The sequence below is a fragment of the Colwellia marinimaniae genome, from assembly GCF_002207865.1.
GTDB classification, from domain to species: domain Bacteria; phylum Pseudomonadota; class Gammaproteobacteria; order Enterobacterales; family Alteromonadaceae; genus Colwellia; species Colwellia marinimaniae.
This window is the reverse complement of record NZ_BDQM01000007.1, coordinates 44646-59400: the sequence shown is the minus strand read 5'-3', so window position 1 is coordinate 59400 and position 14755 is coordinate 44646. Positions and strand designations below refer to the sequence as shown.

Below are 14755 nucleotides of genomic sequence, written 5' to 3'. Positions count from 1 at the left end.
ATGAATAAAAAATTTGTTAGTGTGCCAACCAAACTATTGATACTGATTGTATCAACCTTACTCTTTTTAGCTGTAGGTTTCTCCTCGCTGTCCTATTGGCGTTTGCAGCAAGATTATCGAGAATTTCAGCAAAATAATACTGTGCAAGGGCAACTGCAAGTCAACTTACACAATAATATCTTGCGTACTAAAATAACGGTCTGGTTAGAAACATTCACTGATTTGATCGAATTATCTGAGCAAGATGACTTCTCTTCTCTAACCAAACAGCTTGAAAAACAATATGACGCTTTGCAATTACACCTCAATGTAGAAGATATTTGGCTAGTGGATGATCATCAAAATATTTTGTTTTCAACCAACGACTTCCCTCAAGCTGTACAGGAAAATATTGCCCAAGTGTTCAGGCTACAAGAGCCCAATCATAGGATTTATTGCCCACAAAACTGCCAATTACTGTTGAGTTTACCCTTGCTTAATAAGCTAGGAAATATGGTTGTTGTCACTATGAGCACTTCATTAGTTGATATGCTGTTTGCGCTAAAGACCACTTTAGCTAGGGACGTAGCAGTTATTCGTATCGTAAAGCAAGATAATAATGTCATTAATATTGCCAGTGCAAAAATTATTTCAGCCTCGAATATGAGACTAACGGAGTCCTTGTTAACATTGCATCAGTCTGACTCAACGTTAGATACTATCCTTGCACAGGGCCTGCAACTTAATATTGGTAATAATAGCTATTTACTTAATTTACTTGAGTTGGCCAATCAGGGAAAACAGGGGTTTTATTTAGTCTTAATTGATGATGTATCGGCTTTTAAGGCTAAGAATGATGCTTATCAACTGCGTTTTATTGTCTCTTTAAGTATTATTTTTATCTTGTTAGCCGCCTTTGTTTATTATATCTCTAGTCCGTTTACCAAACGATTATTGTTACTCTCTAATGCACTGCCTTTGTTGGCGCAAAAAAAGTTTGATGAATTTCGACAAGTTGATCTAAAAAGGCCGCGCATTTTTGCTGATGAGTTGGATGTGTTAGCGCATGCATCACAAGAACTTAGTTATGAACTAGAGCAGCTTAACTTAGTGGTCGAGCAAAAGACCAAAGAGTTAGAAAATATCGCCATGTATGACCTACTTACTGGCTTGCCCAATAGAAATATGCTGAACTATCAGCTACGTAAATCACTTGCCAATATTGCTCGCCATAAAAGTGGTGTCGCGGTACTGTTTCTTGATTTAGATGACTTTAAAAAGGTTAATGATAGTAATGGTCATAATATCGGCGATAAACTACTGATCCAAGCAGCAGAACGTGTGCGCGTTTGTGTTGGCGATATAGATTTAGCCACTCGTTTTGGTGGCGATGAATTTGTAATCGTACTCAGCCATCTTGAAAATATTGGCGAGGCTATTGAAGTCGCTGAAAAGGTACTGTTACAGTTTAAAGAGCCGATTAAATTGGGTTCAAATGTATTCTATGTCTCTACCAGTATCGGCATCGCTTATACCGAGTCGGCTATTGAGAAGTCTGATGACTTGATCAGTCATGCTGATATTGCCATGTATGAAGCAAAAGATAATGGTGGTGGACAATATCATGTTTACCATCCCGAAATGTTTCAACGTGTTGCCCATCGAGTTATGCTCGAAGGTGAAGTAAGACAGGCGCTAGCCAAGCAACAATTTAGTTTAAGTTTACAGCCACAAATCTGTGCTAAAACGAAAAGGCTATATGGTTTTGAGGCACTTTTACGCTGGCAGCACCCTGAACGCGGTATGATCTCCCCGGAAGACTTTATCCCCATTCTAGAAAACTCACAGCACATGATTGAGCTCGGTTATTGGATTATCCGTCGATGTTTCGAGTTAGCGGTAGCCATTAAAAAATATGGTTTAACTAATTCACGAATAGCCATTAACTTATCTGCTGGCCAGTTTATTGATAGTAATTTACCGCACTTCTTAACAGAATTATTACTAGAATTTTCTCTTCGCGCGCAGGATTTTGAATTAGAGTTAACCGAACAAACCTTAGTAAAAGATATGGATCACACCATCGCCATGATGCAGTCGTTAAAAAGGATTGGCTTTAGTTTTGCTATTGATGACTTTGGTACGGGTTATTCATCACTAGCCTATTTAAAGAAAATGCCGGTGGATGTTATAAAAATAGATAAAAGCTTTATTTTTGGCATGCTGGAAAATCATTCTGATTTTCAAATTATCACCTCAACTATTGCTATGGTAAAAAACCTAGGCTTAATCGTGGTGGCGGAAGGAGTTGAAACTAAAGCGCAATTACGTAGTTTGACTGAAAATGATTGCGATATTATTCAAGGTTACTATTTCTCTAAGCCAATACCTGAAGCAGAATTGTTCGCCGTGTTAGATAAACACACCACAGCAGGTTACTGGAAAGTTCCTAAAGAAGTTACTATGGACGTAACTGAAGGTAAGTCAGCCTAAGACAATTAATCTGTTTGGCTACTGTTCAGTCAATCTAAGCAAGATAGACTGAACAGATTTCACTGATAAATTGACTATTCAACCGTTTAACTATTTAAATATTGTTTGAATGTGAGCAGTAAACTCAGTGGCATTTATAAAGCCGGTGGTGCGCTGCTTGGTTAATTCCTTGCCTTGTAAATCAAAAAACAAAATGGAGGGTAAGCCTAGGATAGTATAATGCTGAACAAGCTCGGCATTATTGCTAGAATCAAAGTCAGTCATATCAATCTGTAACCAAACACTATTACTTAGCGCTTGTTGGACCTGGCTATCAGTAAAGGTATACTTTTCAAACTCCTTACAGGCAATGCACCAATCCGCGTACAAATCTACCATCACAGTCTTACCTTGTTGATTAGCATTTTTTACTTCGTTTTGCAGTTGCGCCAAAGACGTTACTTGTTTAAAACTAGCATGCTGAGCACCATTGCTAACAGTACTAGTGTTTGGATAGACTAGTTGGTAGGCCATATTAGCGCCAAAAAACAACATTAAGAAAATAACTAAAGAACGCAAGCCGTACCAGAAACCTTTTTCTTGCTGATTTTTTTGCGTTGCCGCATGATTTTGGTTGGCAACATAGAAATAACTAGCACTGACTAATAGCAATAATGCCCATAGCGCTTGGCTAGCAACTTCTGGAATAAATCGCTCAAGTAAAAATATCGGGACGGCTAACAATAGTAAGCCGAAGATATTCTTAATGATATTCATCCAGGCTCCCGCTTTTGGTAATAACTTGCCGCCAGAGCTGCCTAGTACTAATAAGGGTAGACCCATGCCCAAACTCAGCGCATATAAAGCAGAGGCGCCAAGGACGACATCACCTGTTTGTGAAATATACAACAATGCCCCTGTTAAAGGTGCGGTAGTACATGGTGAGGCGACCAGTCCTGAGATCACGCCCATCATTAACACACCGGCATAGGAGCCACCTTTTTGTTGGTTACTCATGGCATTAAGCTTGTTTTGCCAACTAGCAGGTAAGGCTAAATTAAACAGACCAAACATAGAGAGGGCTAGGAAAATAAATAAAACACTTAAACTAATCAGTACGATAGGGTGTTGAAATACCGCTTGAAACTTGGCTCCTGCTAAAGCAACGACAATACCGAGCAAGGTATACGTTACCGCCATACCTTGTACGTAAACAAAAGATAAGGTAAACGCTTTCTTCGTGGTTAAGGGGGTGCCTTTTTTACTTTGGCCAACAATAATCCCTGTTAAAATAGGGTACATAGGAAACACACAAGGCGTAAATGACAACAATAAGCCGCCGACAAAAAAAGCTAAAAGCGTTAATAACAAACTTTCTTGCTTGAGCATATCGACCAGCTGATGTTGCTCACTTTGTTGAACTTCACCTTGCTTTAGCTGAGTCTTATTATTGTTATTTCCAGTACTAGTATTTGCGCTATTGTCACTTGTGCTAAGTAAGGATGAAAATACGGGGGCGTTATCAAATGAACTTATTTTACTTAATTCTACTACCTTACTGGTGGGGGCATAACATAGGCCTTTTTCCGCACAACCTTGATAGGTGATTTTGATACTGCCATTACTTGAGACCTGTTCAAGATTTATGATGAAGCTTAAGTGTTTAATAAATACTTTTTGAATACCAAAAAATTCATCTTCATGGTCTATGCCTTCAGGTAACTCAACCGGAGTAAAGGTAATATTTTCACCCTTAAACTTAAATTGATGACGGTAAAGGTAATAGCCAGGAGCTATATCAAAGCTAACTTCTAACTGGTTATTTTTTTGATAAAAGTTAAAGGTGAATGCTTGGTCTACTCTTAAGAATTCATCATCATTACTAAACAAGCTAGTGTTAGATATATCAAAAATTGATTGTTTCTCTTGCGCTACCGCCGGAAGAATCGTAAAGGTTGTTAATATAATTAAGCATAGGGAAAGTAAATTTTTCATTCAGTCTACTTCAAAGAATTGGAGATCCAGTTTAAATAATGCTTATCACCTTGCTGGATATTCAAGGCAATAACTTCCACCACGTCATACGGGTGTAATTGATTAATTCGTTTGTTTAAGGCGGCGAAAGTGTTTTCATCGGTTTTTATCAGCAATTGCACTTCATTATCACATTGCAATTCGCCTTGCCAATAATATACTGAGGTGATGTTAGGGATAATATTAACGCAGGCAGCAAGTTTTTCTGTAACTAATTGCTGAGCAATATTTTTGGCTACGGTTTCATTTGGGCACGTTGTTAATACTAATTGATACAATTTTGTTACCTAATTCCTGCAATCTTGTTGATAGTATACCCTGAGTATTAAGGAAAACTTAGGGTTAATATTTATACTCATTCACTGTCCTTGAAAAAGACCTGTTGAGCCCAATATAAGTTTCATAGGAAATAAGGAATTATTATGTTTCAACTATTATTTGTGCTGTTTATCATTATCCCTGTTATCGAAATAGCGGTAATTATGCAAGTGGGTGCCTTACTTGGCATTTGGCCAACCATTGCCATTGTTATTTTAACTGCTTGGTTAGGGGCTAAATATGTCCGTCAACAAGGCTTGGTAACGTTACAGTCAGTACAAACTAAAATGGCACAAGGTGAAATGCCCTCGGAAGAAATTGTCACAGGCTTAATGTTATTAGTGGCCGGTGTTTTATTAGTAACACCTGGCTTTGTTACCGATATTTTCGGCTTATCGTTACTGGTACCTAGTGTACGTAACGCTATAGCCAATAAAGTACAACAGCATATCAAGGTTAATCAGTTTGGCGCAGGCGCAGCATTCCATCACGGCGCATCGGGCAATGTCTATCAACATGAAAATACCAGTGGGCCATTTACTTCGTCTAGAACTTCAGCCAATGATCCGCTTTCACATCATCAAGGCGAGACTTTAGAAGGTGAGTTCAAGCGTAAAGATTAGTGAGAGCAAACCCATTACCTAAGCACTTTGCACGGGTCTAAAGAACCAATATATTAGTACTTTCACTGTCAATCGTTCACGATTACCCAAGCAAGCGCTTTGAGGTGATAAATGACCCGCAGTGAATTAGGTAAAATTAATCAATGAAAAGGGTATTGGATAGATTTAGCAGACTAAAGTTTTTTCTCTTAGGGCTTGTGAAGATTTATTTTATCCCCATTACTATTAGCAACAAAGATTGGTGTTAAATGCCTGTTAGTCATTTAATCACTACTTTATACAACAGACATCATTTAGGAGAAAAAAAATGGCTATTCGTCCACTACACGATCGTGTAATTATTAAACGTAAAGATGCAGAATCAAAATCAGCTGGCGGTATTGTTTTAACTGGTAGTGCAGCAGAAAAATCTACCCGTGGTGAAGTTATTGCCGTAGGAAATGGTCGTATTTTAGATAACGGTGAAGTTCGTGCTTTAGACGTTAAAGTTGGCGATAACGTGATCTTCAGTGAAGGTTATGGCGTTAAAACTGAAAAAATTGATGGTGAAGAAGTTCTTATTTTAAATGAATCTGACATTTTAGCGATTGTTGAATAATTCACTAATTTTTAACTTGATGTTGAGCATAATTTTGGCTCCATCCCAACAAATTAATAGGAAAAGATAATGGCTGCAAAAGAAATTGTATTTGGTAATGATGCACGTGCAAAAATGTTACGTGGTGTCAATATTTTAGCTGACGCGGTAAAAGTAACGTTAGGTCCTAAAGGCCGTAATGTTGTGTTAGATAAATCGTTTGGTGGTCCAATGATCACTAAAGACGGTGTAACTGTTGCGAAAGAAATTGAATTAGAAGATAAATTTGAAAACATGGGCGCGCAAATGTTAAAAGAAGTTGCGTCTAAAGCTAACGATGAAGCGGGTGACGGTACTACTACTGCTACTGTTTTAGCGCAAGCTATTGTTAACGAAGGTTTAAAATCTATTGCTGCGGGCATGAACCCAATGGATCTTAAACGTGGTATCGACAAAGCGGTTATCGCCGCAGTTGCCGAGCTTAAAAAATTATCTCAAGATTGCACTGACAATAAAGCCATTGAGCAAGTTGGTACAATTTCAGCTAACTCTGATGAAACTGTTGGTAAAATCATTGCTACCGCTATGGAAAAAGTAGGTGCTGAAGGCGTTATCACGGTTGAAGAAGGCCAAGCCTTAACTGATGAGCTAGATGTTGTTGAAGGTATGCAATTTGACCGTGGTTATTTATCACCTTATTTCATCAACAACCAAGAAAACGGTAGTGTTGAATTAGAAAACCCTTTCATTTTATTAGTTGATAAAAAAATCTCTAACATCCGTGAATTATTAACGACGTTAGAAGCTGTAGCTAAATCAGGTAAGCCATTACTTATTATTGCTGAAGATGTTGAAGGCGAAGCCTTAGCTACTTTAGTGGTTAACAACATGCGTGGCATTGTTAAAGTTGCCGCAGTTAAAGCGCCAGGTTTTGGTGACCGTCGTAAGTCGATGTTACAAGATGTCGCCACATTAACTGGCGGTACAGTGATTTCTGAAGAAATTGGTTTAGAACTTGAAAAAGCAACCTTAGAAGACTTAGGTCAAGCTAAACGTGTTGTTATCACTAAAGATACCACTATCATCATTGATGGTATTGGTGATCAAGCTGATATTAAAGCACGTGTTGATCAAATTCGTGGTCAAATTGAAGATTCATCTTCAGATTACGATAAAGAAAAATTACAAGAACGTTTAGCTAAATTAGCCGGCGGTGTTGCGGTTATTAAAATTGGCGCAGCGACTGAAATCGAAATGAAAGAGAAAAAAGCGCGTGTTGAAGATGCACTGAGTGCTACTCGTGCTGCCGTTGAAGAAGGCGTAGTTGCTGGTGGCGGTGTTGCTTTTGTTCGTGTAGCTCAAGCAATTAAAGATTTAGAAGGCGCTAACGAAGATCAAACACATGGTATTAATGTTGTTATTCGTGCGATGGAAGCTCCTCTTCGTCAAATCGTTGCTAACTGTGGTGATGAGCCTTCAGTGGTACTTAATGAAGTGCGTAAAGGTAAAGGTAACTTTGGTTACAATGCCGGTAACAGCACTTATGGCGATATGTTAGAAATGGGTATTTTAGACCCGACTAAAGTAACTCGTAGTGCGCTACAGTTTGCTGCTTCGGTTGCAGGCTTAATGTTAACTACTGAAGCTATGATCACTGATGCACCAACCAAAGATAGTTCTCCTGCAATGCCTGATATGGGTGGTATGGGCGGCATGGGCGGCATGATGTAATTTATGCTGGTCTAAATTGTTAATTTCATCGTTGCTTTATAGCTCGTTTAAGAAAAACTAAACGTCACCATAAAGCGCCTTGAACTAAACAATTTATCCTGCGCATAAAGCATTTTATTGCTTATAGTACTAAAGCTCACTTCGGTGAGCTTTTTACTTTCTACGATTGTATTTAGCTAACTTAATTGTAAATTACGGCGTTGCTTTGTTACTCGTTTAAGAAAAACTAAACGTCACCATAAAGCGCCTTGAACTAAACAATTTATCCTGCGCATAAAGCATTCTATTGCTTATAGTACTAAAGCTCACTTCGGTGAGATTTTTGCTTTCTACGATTGTATTTAGCTAACTTAAGTGTAAATGACGGCGTTGCTTTGTTACTTGTTTAAGAAACACAAAACGTCACCATAAAGCGCCTGGTACTAAACAATTTATCCTGCGCATAAAGAATTTTATTGCTTATAGTACTAAAGCTCACTTCTGTGAGCTTTAATGCTGGCAGTCGTCTGCTGGCTTCCTGTCGTTATTGCTGAGCTTTCCTCAAGTGTTGACTGCTCTGCTATAGGGGTTAAGCAAGCCGTTATTTGGTTAATACCTTGATGGCCAAGTTGAGTCATTCACTCATGACTAACTGACGCTAATCTGCTTGAACAAGTATTTTATCAATTGATATTTCAATATAAAATTCGTCTTGTGCCAGTAGTGCTAATTGCTCCAGCTTTGCCATAAGAGCAGGATTGCCTTGGTGCAATTATCCTGAAAAACGGTGGCCATTGCGGCGACCTCCAAGGTTAAAACATTGTTAATCAGTTTAAGCATTGAACGTTGTATTTCTATGACGTTTGTTCATAGTTATTTTCTCTTTTAGCATGAAATTCCGGCATATTTAATCTATAAAAGTTTTGCACTAAGGTAATGCTGACGTGGCTTGTATCGGTTCTTAATAGATTATTTAAATTACAATCGGTAACAGAATTTAATTTAATGTATTTATATACTTAATTATAGAATTAAGTCAGTATTGAAGCGTTAATAGATATTTATAGGATTGAATAATGAAGAAAAATATTAGTTTAACCATTGCCCTTTTTAGCAGCTTATTGGTAAGTGCTTGTGTGACTGTACCTCCAGAGCCACAAGTGAATAGAAATCAATTGGCCATCTCAAGTGTGCGAGATATACCTATTTCTTATTCGCCAGGCAGTACGTTTTCTTTAGCGCCTAAGTATGTCAAAGCAACTTCATTAAAAGCTGAGCAGACCCAAGCAGTATATAAGCTTTATGCTGATGCTATTATTAGCGATTTAATGAAGCATGGTTTTTACAATACCCGCAATGCCCAAAACTCTACTTTCTATGTTGGTTTTGGTGTTGCCTTAGCCAGTGATTTATCAGATGAAACCATCAATCATGAATTTGGTATTACGCCAGGTTTACCGGGCCGTGATGGTTTGAAAAAAGGTAGTTTTTTGATTTATATCGAAGATGCTCGCACGGGTAAAAAAGTTTGGCGAGGTGCAGTACAAGGCTTTGTTCATGAAGATAGTAATGAAGCACAAAAAATATATCGTACTGCAGCTATTGTTAGCCGTGTGATGAAACAGTTCTACGCTACAAATTAACACCTACCGGTAGCAAATTCACACGGTTTACACCCGTTTTTTTTGTTTTACTAAAGTTGAACATTTAATAAGAGGATGGCATATGAAACAATTTACTTATATGGTTACACTGTTGATTTCAACATTATTAATGGCGCCTGGCGCATTTGCGGCAAGTAGTGAAGTAACCTGGACTGATTATAAAAGCTATCGTGATATTAATGCCGGTAATGAAAACCGTAAGTCATTTAGAGAGCGTATCTTTCGAGATTTTGAAAAGCACTTTGCTAAATTAGCGGCAACCTTGCCTGAGGGGCAAGTACTTAAAATTGATGTCACAGATGTTGACCTTGCTGGCGATACTAATGCCGCGGGCATACATAGAACCCGTATTGTTAAGCAGATTTATAGCCCACGAATGAACTTTTCTTATCAACTGCTTGATGCCGATGGCAAGCTAGTTCAATCGGATGAAGTGGTACTTAAAGACATGAACTTTATGTCAGGTAGTAACTTGAAATATCGTCATAAATCCTTGGGTTATGAGAAGAAGATGCTCGATGTCTGGTTTGATAAAACCTTTAAAGACTTGCGGGTAAAAAAATAGTACTTGAGAAAAACTACTAAATTAAAAGTCACTACGGTGACTTTTTTATTGCCTAAAATTGTATTTTCCCCTGAAGTGATTAAGTAATTAAGTTATTATCTTTGCCTGTTACTTTATGTTATCGCAAGGAAAAGGCGCAATGAAGCCCACTCAACAGACTACTATTTTTTACCCTTCTCCAGTTACCCTTATCATGCTCTTATTTATACTTCTCATCAGCCCAAAGGTATTGAGCGCCCAGCCAGCAAGTAATAATGGTGAAGTACTATCCATTAAAAGCATGCTTGATAGCAAAGAAAAATCACAACAAAGCTTACAGCCAGATGAATATGATGTGCCGCAAGATAAATATGAACGCGGTCAACCTCGCAGTGCTATGGCCGGATATTTACGTGCAATGCGTGCGGGTGATCTAGCCTTAGCGACACATTATTTAGATTATCGCAACCTGTCAGAAAAAACCTTAAGTGTTGGTAAAGAAGAATTGGCGAGACAATTAGCCGTAGTGTTAAACCGAACCTTATGGGTCGATCTCAATAGTATCAGTGCCCGAAAAGAGGGACGAAAAAATGACAACCTACCCTCGTATAGAGAACTGGTAGGGCAAGTTGATTACCAAGGTAATACGGTTGATATTTTATTACAGCGCATTCCTCGAGCAACAGATAAAGTGAGAATTTGGAAAATATCAAATGCCACGGTTGAGAAAATCCCACGCTTATTTAAGCGTTATTCTTATTCTCCTCTGGGAGAGTTCTTAGCCAAAAAATTACCATCAATAGACCTCTTTGGCGTCATGCTCTGGCAATGGTTATATTTCACCTTGATGATATTGATATATTACCTTATTGCCAAAGCCTTTACCTGGCTGACAGCTTTTAGTATCAAACGTGTTTATCATAAGGTCTCTGAAGACGTTTTACGGTTTATTAAAGAGCCGGTAGCATTATTAATCGCGGTGATTTTTGCCCGTAGTTTTAGTGATGAAGCCAATGTTACTATTGCCGTTCGAGCGGTGACTGAAGGCAGTACTTTATTAATTATTGCTTGGTCCTGGGTCTGTTTTCGTTTTATTGATTTAATGAAAATAATATTGGCAGAAAAATTTATTGCTCAAGAAAAACCGTTAGCGGTGTATTTGTTAAGACCGGCTGGCACAGTAATAAAGATCATTATATTTAGTATTGCTAGTTTGAACTGGTTGGAAAATCTGGGTTTTAATGCTTCTACCTTATTGGCTGGCTTAGGTATTGGTGGTTTAGCTATTGCACTGGCTGCGCAAAAAACCATAGAAAATATTATTGGTGCTATTACCTTATATACATCGGCACCGGTTAAGATTGGTGACTTTTGCCGTTTTGGTAACAGTTTTGGTGTGGTTGAAGAAATAGGTTTACGCTCTACTCGTATTCGAACATTAGAACGAACGGTTATTTATGTCGCTAATGCAAAATTTATTGATATGAACATTGAAAACTATGCCGAGCGAGAAAAAATAGTTTTTCGACCTAAGATATTCTTAGCACCAAGTACGTCAAAAGAAAATATTGAGAGTTTACTGGTGGCCATTAGGGCTATGTTCAATTCAACAGATATGATTGCCGCATCGCCGCTGCGCAGTCATTTTAAAGCCTATACTATATATGGCTTAGAATTGGATATTTTGGCTTATGTTAAAACCACAGACTTTGATGTTTATCTTGATGAAATCAATCAACTCAATCTGAATATTCTCGCTTTACTGAACGAACATGATTGTAAAGTACAAGTGATGGCAGAAAGAGTTGCTGAGTAATTGACCTGCTTAAGTTATTGAATGTAGCTTTGCTCAAAGTTAGCTAGAACTGTGAATAGCTGCTCTATCTTTTTAACTAAGGCAATTAATGGCCCTTGCTCTTTACTGGCTTGCCACTGTAAAAGATCATCGGCTATTTCTTCAACATAGGGTTGGAAGGTGTTGGCTGAACAGGTAAAGCTAGCATCGGCAGTAAAAATAGCTTTAAAGCTGGCTTTCTTTTTTTCACGTAAATCGGCTAAGGTGGCATCAGCGGTTAACGATCTTTTTAAAATCACTGAAATATTTTCAATAAGTTGTTGTTCAATTGCTTTAGTCATAACACTTCTTACTTTGAGGATTGTTCTTTATTTTGTCAATTATGCCAGATTGATTGGCGTTTTGTTAGCTTGACCAGCAATTTCTCGTACTAACTTAGGCATTAAGAAGCCAGGTAAGCGAGCCAGCATCTCTTTAACTATTGCTACGGCATTTGTCTCACTAACATCAAAGTGAGCAGCGCCTTGCACCGCATCAAAAAGGTGCAAATAGTAGGGTTGAATGCCAGCATCAAACAGCACTTCGCTTAAGTTACTTAAGATCTCAGCATCATCATTTACCCCACGTAACAGCACACTTTGGTTAAAGAGTGGAATACGCGCTGCGCGCAGCGGTTCAAGTGCCGCGATTAACTCATCATTAATTTCATTCGGGTGATTGATATGCAACACCATAGTGGCTTTTAAGCGTGAATTTTTTAACAGGGCAACAAGGCTTGCTGTGATGCGGTTAGGTATTACTACGGGCAAGCGAGTATGAATACGCAAACGTGTCACATGGGGAATGTGTTCTATTTGCTCAACCAGCCAAGCCAAGTGATTGTCGTTAGCCATCAAGGGATCGCCACCACTAAAAATAACTTCGCTGATTTCATTATGGGCAGCAATATAATCCAGGGCACTTTGCCAACGCTTTTTATTAGGGCTGTTATCTTGATAAGGAAAATGACGACGAAAGCAATAGCGACAATTAATCGCACATGCCGATTTTACTATCATCAATACCCGGTTCTGGTATTTATGCAATAAGCCTTCGGCGACGGTATCATGTTCAAATAAGGGATCAGCAGAGTAGCCCTCAGTGAGTGAAAATTCTGTGGATAATGGCATGACTTGTTTTAGTAGCGGATCGTTAAAGTCGCCTTTTTTCATGCGCTTAATAAAGGGCAGCGGCACACGCACAGGAAATAAACTCCGTGCTTTGAAATGTTGTAAATAGTCATCAGGGGCAATATTAACTAAGGCTAATAGTTGTTCGGGCTCGGTCACTACCTCACGCAAGTCTTTTTGCCATGATTTTTCATCACAAAGATGCAAATCGTGATCAATTTGGGTTATTATCTGCGGCAATTCTAATTTCAATTGAACATCTCTTACTAGCTACTGCTGCCATTATAACGGTTATAGACTAGTGAAGATCAAATAAATAACTAAGTAATCAATAAAAGAGCACTTCTTACTATGGCTAATATCAGTACCAATCAGTTCAAAACTGGACTTAAAATCATGCTTGATGGCGAACCTTGTAACATCCTTGAAAATGAATTAGTAAAACCGGGTAAAGGCCAAGCCTTTAGCCGCGTTAAAATTCGTAAACTCATCTCAGGTAAAGTGTTAGAGAAAACCTTCAAATCAGGAGAGACGGTTGAAATCGCTGATGTCATGGATATTGAATTAGCCTATTTATATGCTGATGGTGAATTCTGGCACTTTATGAATAATGAAACCTTTGAGCAAATTGGCGCTGATGAAAAAGCAGTCGCTGATACGGTTAAGTGGTTAGTTGAAGGTGACGTTTGTACCATCACCTTATGGAATGGCACACCAATCACAGTAACGCCACCTAATTTTGTCGAAATTGATATTACCGAAACAGACCCCGGCCTAAAAGGTGATACCGCAGGTACGGGTGGTAAACCGGCAACATTAGCAACCGGCGCGGTTGTGCGTGTACCTTTGTTTGTGCAAATTGGTGAGAAAGTGCGCATTGATACACGCTCGGGCGACTATGTATCCCGCGCAAGTAAAGCTCAATAAGTTTATACGATTAATTCTATCAACGAAAATTAAGTTAAAGGAATAATGATGTTTTTTAACAAGGTGTTAATGTCAAAGACCATACTATTGAGTTGTCTACTTGGCTTTTTGGTTAGTATGTTAAGTGTTGATGCCAACGCTAAGTACACTAAGCGTAGTGACAAGTGGGAAGCGAGTTTTAAAATACTCAATAATCAGGCAACTGATATTGATGGTCAAAATGGTTCAAAAACTGCTATGGAGAGTGATTATGGTTGGGGTTTTACCCTAGGCTATAATTTAAACCCGCATATTTTGTTTAACTTTGATTTTTCCTCATCAACGCCAAGTTACCAGGCCACTCTAATTGATGCTGATAATGGTAGTAGTCATCAAATAAACCACAAAATGGACTTGTTAGAAAGTCAGTTTAATGTCGTTTATAGTGTGTTTGCCGCACAGTTTACCCCTTATGTGCAAGTGGGTGCTGGTTGGACTTATGTTGATAGTAATATTGCCGATGGACCACCTGGCTCAGTTTGTTGGTGGGATCCGTGGTGGGGTTATGTTTGTGATAGTTATCAAAATACTTTCAACGATACTCGTTTTTCCTATAATGTTGCCGTAGGGTTTCGTTATGAGTTAGATAACAGTTTGTTTTTTCGTGCCAGTTACAAACAAGCTTGGATTGACTTTAGTCATTCAGACGATGCCAGCATCGGCTCATATCACTTAGAAATCGGCTCAATCTTCTAAATAATATAAGCGCAGAGATACGTATAAACATTATCGTTATTCGTTAACTATTTGATAATTACTCGTTAGTTATTTGATAGTAAAGCAACCCAGCAAGCAGCATTATTGTTTACTGGGTTTTTTATTGCCTGTAAAAATTTAGCGGTTAAATAATTAACAAGTTTGTCAGTGAGTTAATTCATTTTACTTTGCTGCTGGCTATACATAA

General features: G+C 38.4%; 13 protein-coding genes. 9 read left to right on the top strand and 4 right to left on the bottom strand.

The window, feature by feature from the left end; translation table 11 throughout:
* Entirely contained in the window at positions 1 to 2472 is a 2472-nt protein-coding gene (locus MTCD1_RS06205) for a putative bifunctional diguanylate cyclase/phosphodiesterase (RefSeq protein WP_057179813.1), read from the top strand.
* 90 nt (positions 2473 to 2562) lie between these two features.
* Here the strand turns inward: MTCD1_RS06205 and MTCD1_RS06200 are convergent, their stop codons facing one another.
* Both MTCD1_RS06200 and cutA read right to left on the bottom strand, forming a co-directional pair.
* Entirely contained in the window at positions 2563 to 4446 is a 1884-nt protein-coding gene (locus MTCD1_RS06200; protein ID WP_057179814.1) for a protein-disulfide reductase DsbD, read from the bottom strand.
* 5 nt (positions 4447 to 4451) lie between these two features.
* On the bottom strand, positions 4452 to 4763 hold the full coding sequence (cutA, locus tag MTCD1_RS06195) for a divalent-cation tolerance protein CutA (RefSeq protein WP_057179815.1): 312 nt from the start codon (positions 4761 to 4763) through the stop codon (positions 4452 to 4454).
* Between the two features lie 144 nt (positions 4764 to 4907).
* On the opposite strand from cutA, the gene MTCD1_RS06190 reads away from it, so the two are divergent.
* The 6 genes from MTCD1_RS06190 to MTCD1_RS06165 all read left to right on the top strand — a co-directional run bounded on the left by MTCD1_RS06190 (position 4908) and on the right by MTCD1_RS06165 (position 11737).
* Entirely contained in the window at positions 4908 to 5426 is a 519-nt protein-coding gene (locus tag MTCD1_RS06190) for an FxsA family protein (RefSeq protein WP_057179816.1), read from the top strand.
* A gap of 307 nt (positions 5427 to 5733) precedes the next feature.
* Positions 5734 to 6024, top strand: a complete 291-nt coding sequence (locus MTCD1_RS06185; protein ID WP_057179817.1) for a co-chaperone GroES — start codon at positions 5734 to 5736, stop codon at positions 6022 to 6024.
* Positions 6025 to 6093: 69 nt separating this feature from the next.
* Positions 6094 to 7734: a chaperonin GroEL gene (groL, locus tag MTCD1_RS06180; RefSeq protein WP_057179818.1), complete on the top strand. Its 1641-nt coding sequence runs from the start codon at positions 6094 to 6096 to the stop codon at positions 7732 to 7734.
* Between the two features lie 1055 nt (positions 7735 to 8789).
* A complete protein-coding gene (locus tag MTCD1_RS06175; protein WP_057179819.1) occupies positions 8790 to 9356 on the top strand; it encodes a DUF4136 domain-containing protein in 567 nt (188 codons plus the stop codon).
* Positions 9357 to 9438: 82 nt separating this feature from the next.
* Complete coding sequence (locus MTCD1_RS06170) at positions 9439 to 9942, top strand: DUF3016 domain-containing protein (RefSeq protein ID WP_057179820.1); 504 nt, start codon at positions 9439 to 9441, stop codon at positions 9940 to 9942.
* Positions 9943 to 10081: 139 nt separating this feature from the next.
* Positions 10082 to 11737: a mechanosensitive ion channel family protein gene (locus MTCD1_RS06165; RefSeq protein ID WP_057179821.1), complete on the top strand. Its 1656-nt coding sequence runs from the start codon at positions 10082 to 10084 to the stop codon at positions 11735 to 11737.
* Positions 11738 to 11751: 14 nt separating this feature from the next.
* On the opposite strand, the gene MTCD1_RS06160 is transcribed toward MTCD1_RS06165, so the two are convergent.
* Complete coding sequence (locus MTCD1_RS06160) at positions 11752 to 12057, bottom strand: hypothetical protein (protein WP_057179822.1); 306 nt, start codon at positions 12055 to 12057, stop codon at positions 11752 to 11754.
* Between the two features lie 39 nt (positions 12058 to 12096).
* On the bottom strand, positions 12097 to 13137 hold the full coding sequence (gene epmB, locus MTCD1_RS06155; protein WP_231732960.1) for an EF-P beta-lysylation protein EpmB: 1041 nt from the start codon (positions 13135 to 13137) through the stop codon (positions 12097 to 12099).
* Between the two features lie 99 nt (positions 13138 to 13236).
* Here epmB and efp point away from each other — a divergent pair, with 99 nt between their 5' ends.
* Both efp and MTCD1_RS06145 read left to right on the top strand, forming a co-directional pair.
* A complete protein-coding gene (gene efp / locus MTCD1_RS06150) occupies positions 13237 to 13812 on the top strand; it encodes an elongation factor P (protein ID WP_057179823.1) in 576 nt (191 codons plus the stop codon).
* A 69-nt stretch (positions 13813 to 13881) separates the two neighbouring features.
* The gene (locus MTCD1_RS06145) at positions 13882 to 14547 is read left to right on the top strand and encodes an outer membrane beta-barrel protein (RefSeq protein ID WP_231732961.1); all 666 of its coding nucleotides are present in this window, start codon (positions 13882 to 13884) and stop codon (positions 14545 to 14547) included.
* Positions 14548 to 14755 lie beyond the last annotated feature (208 nt).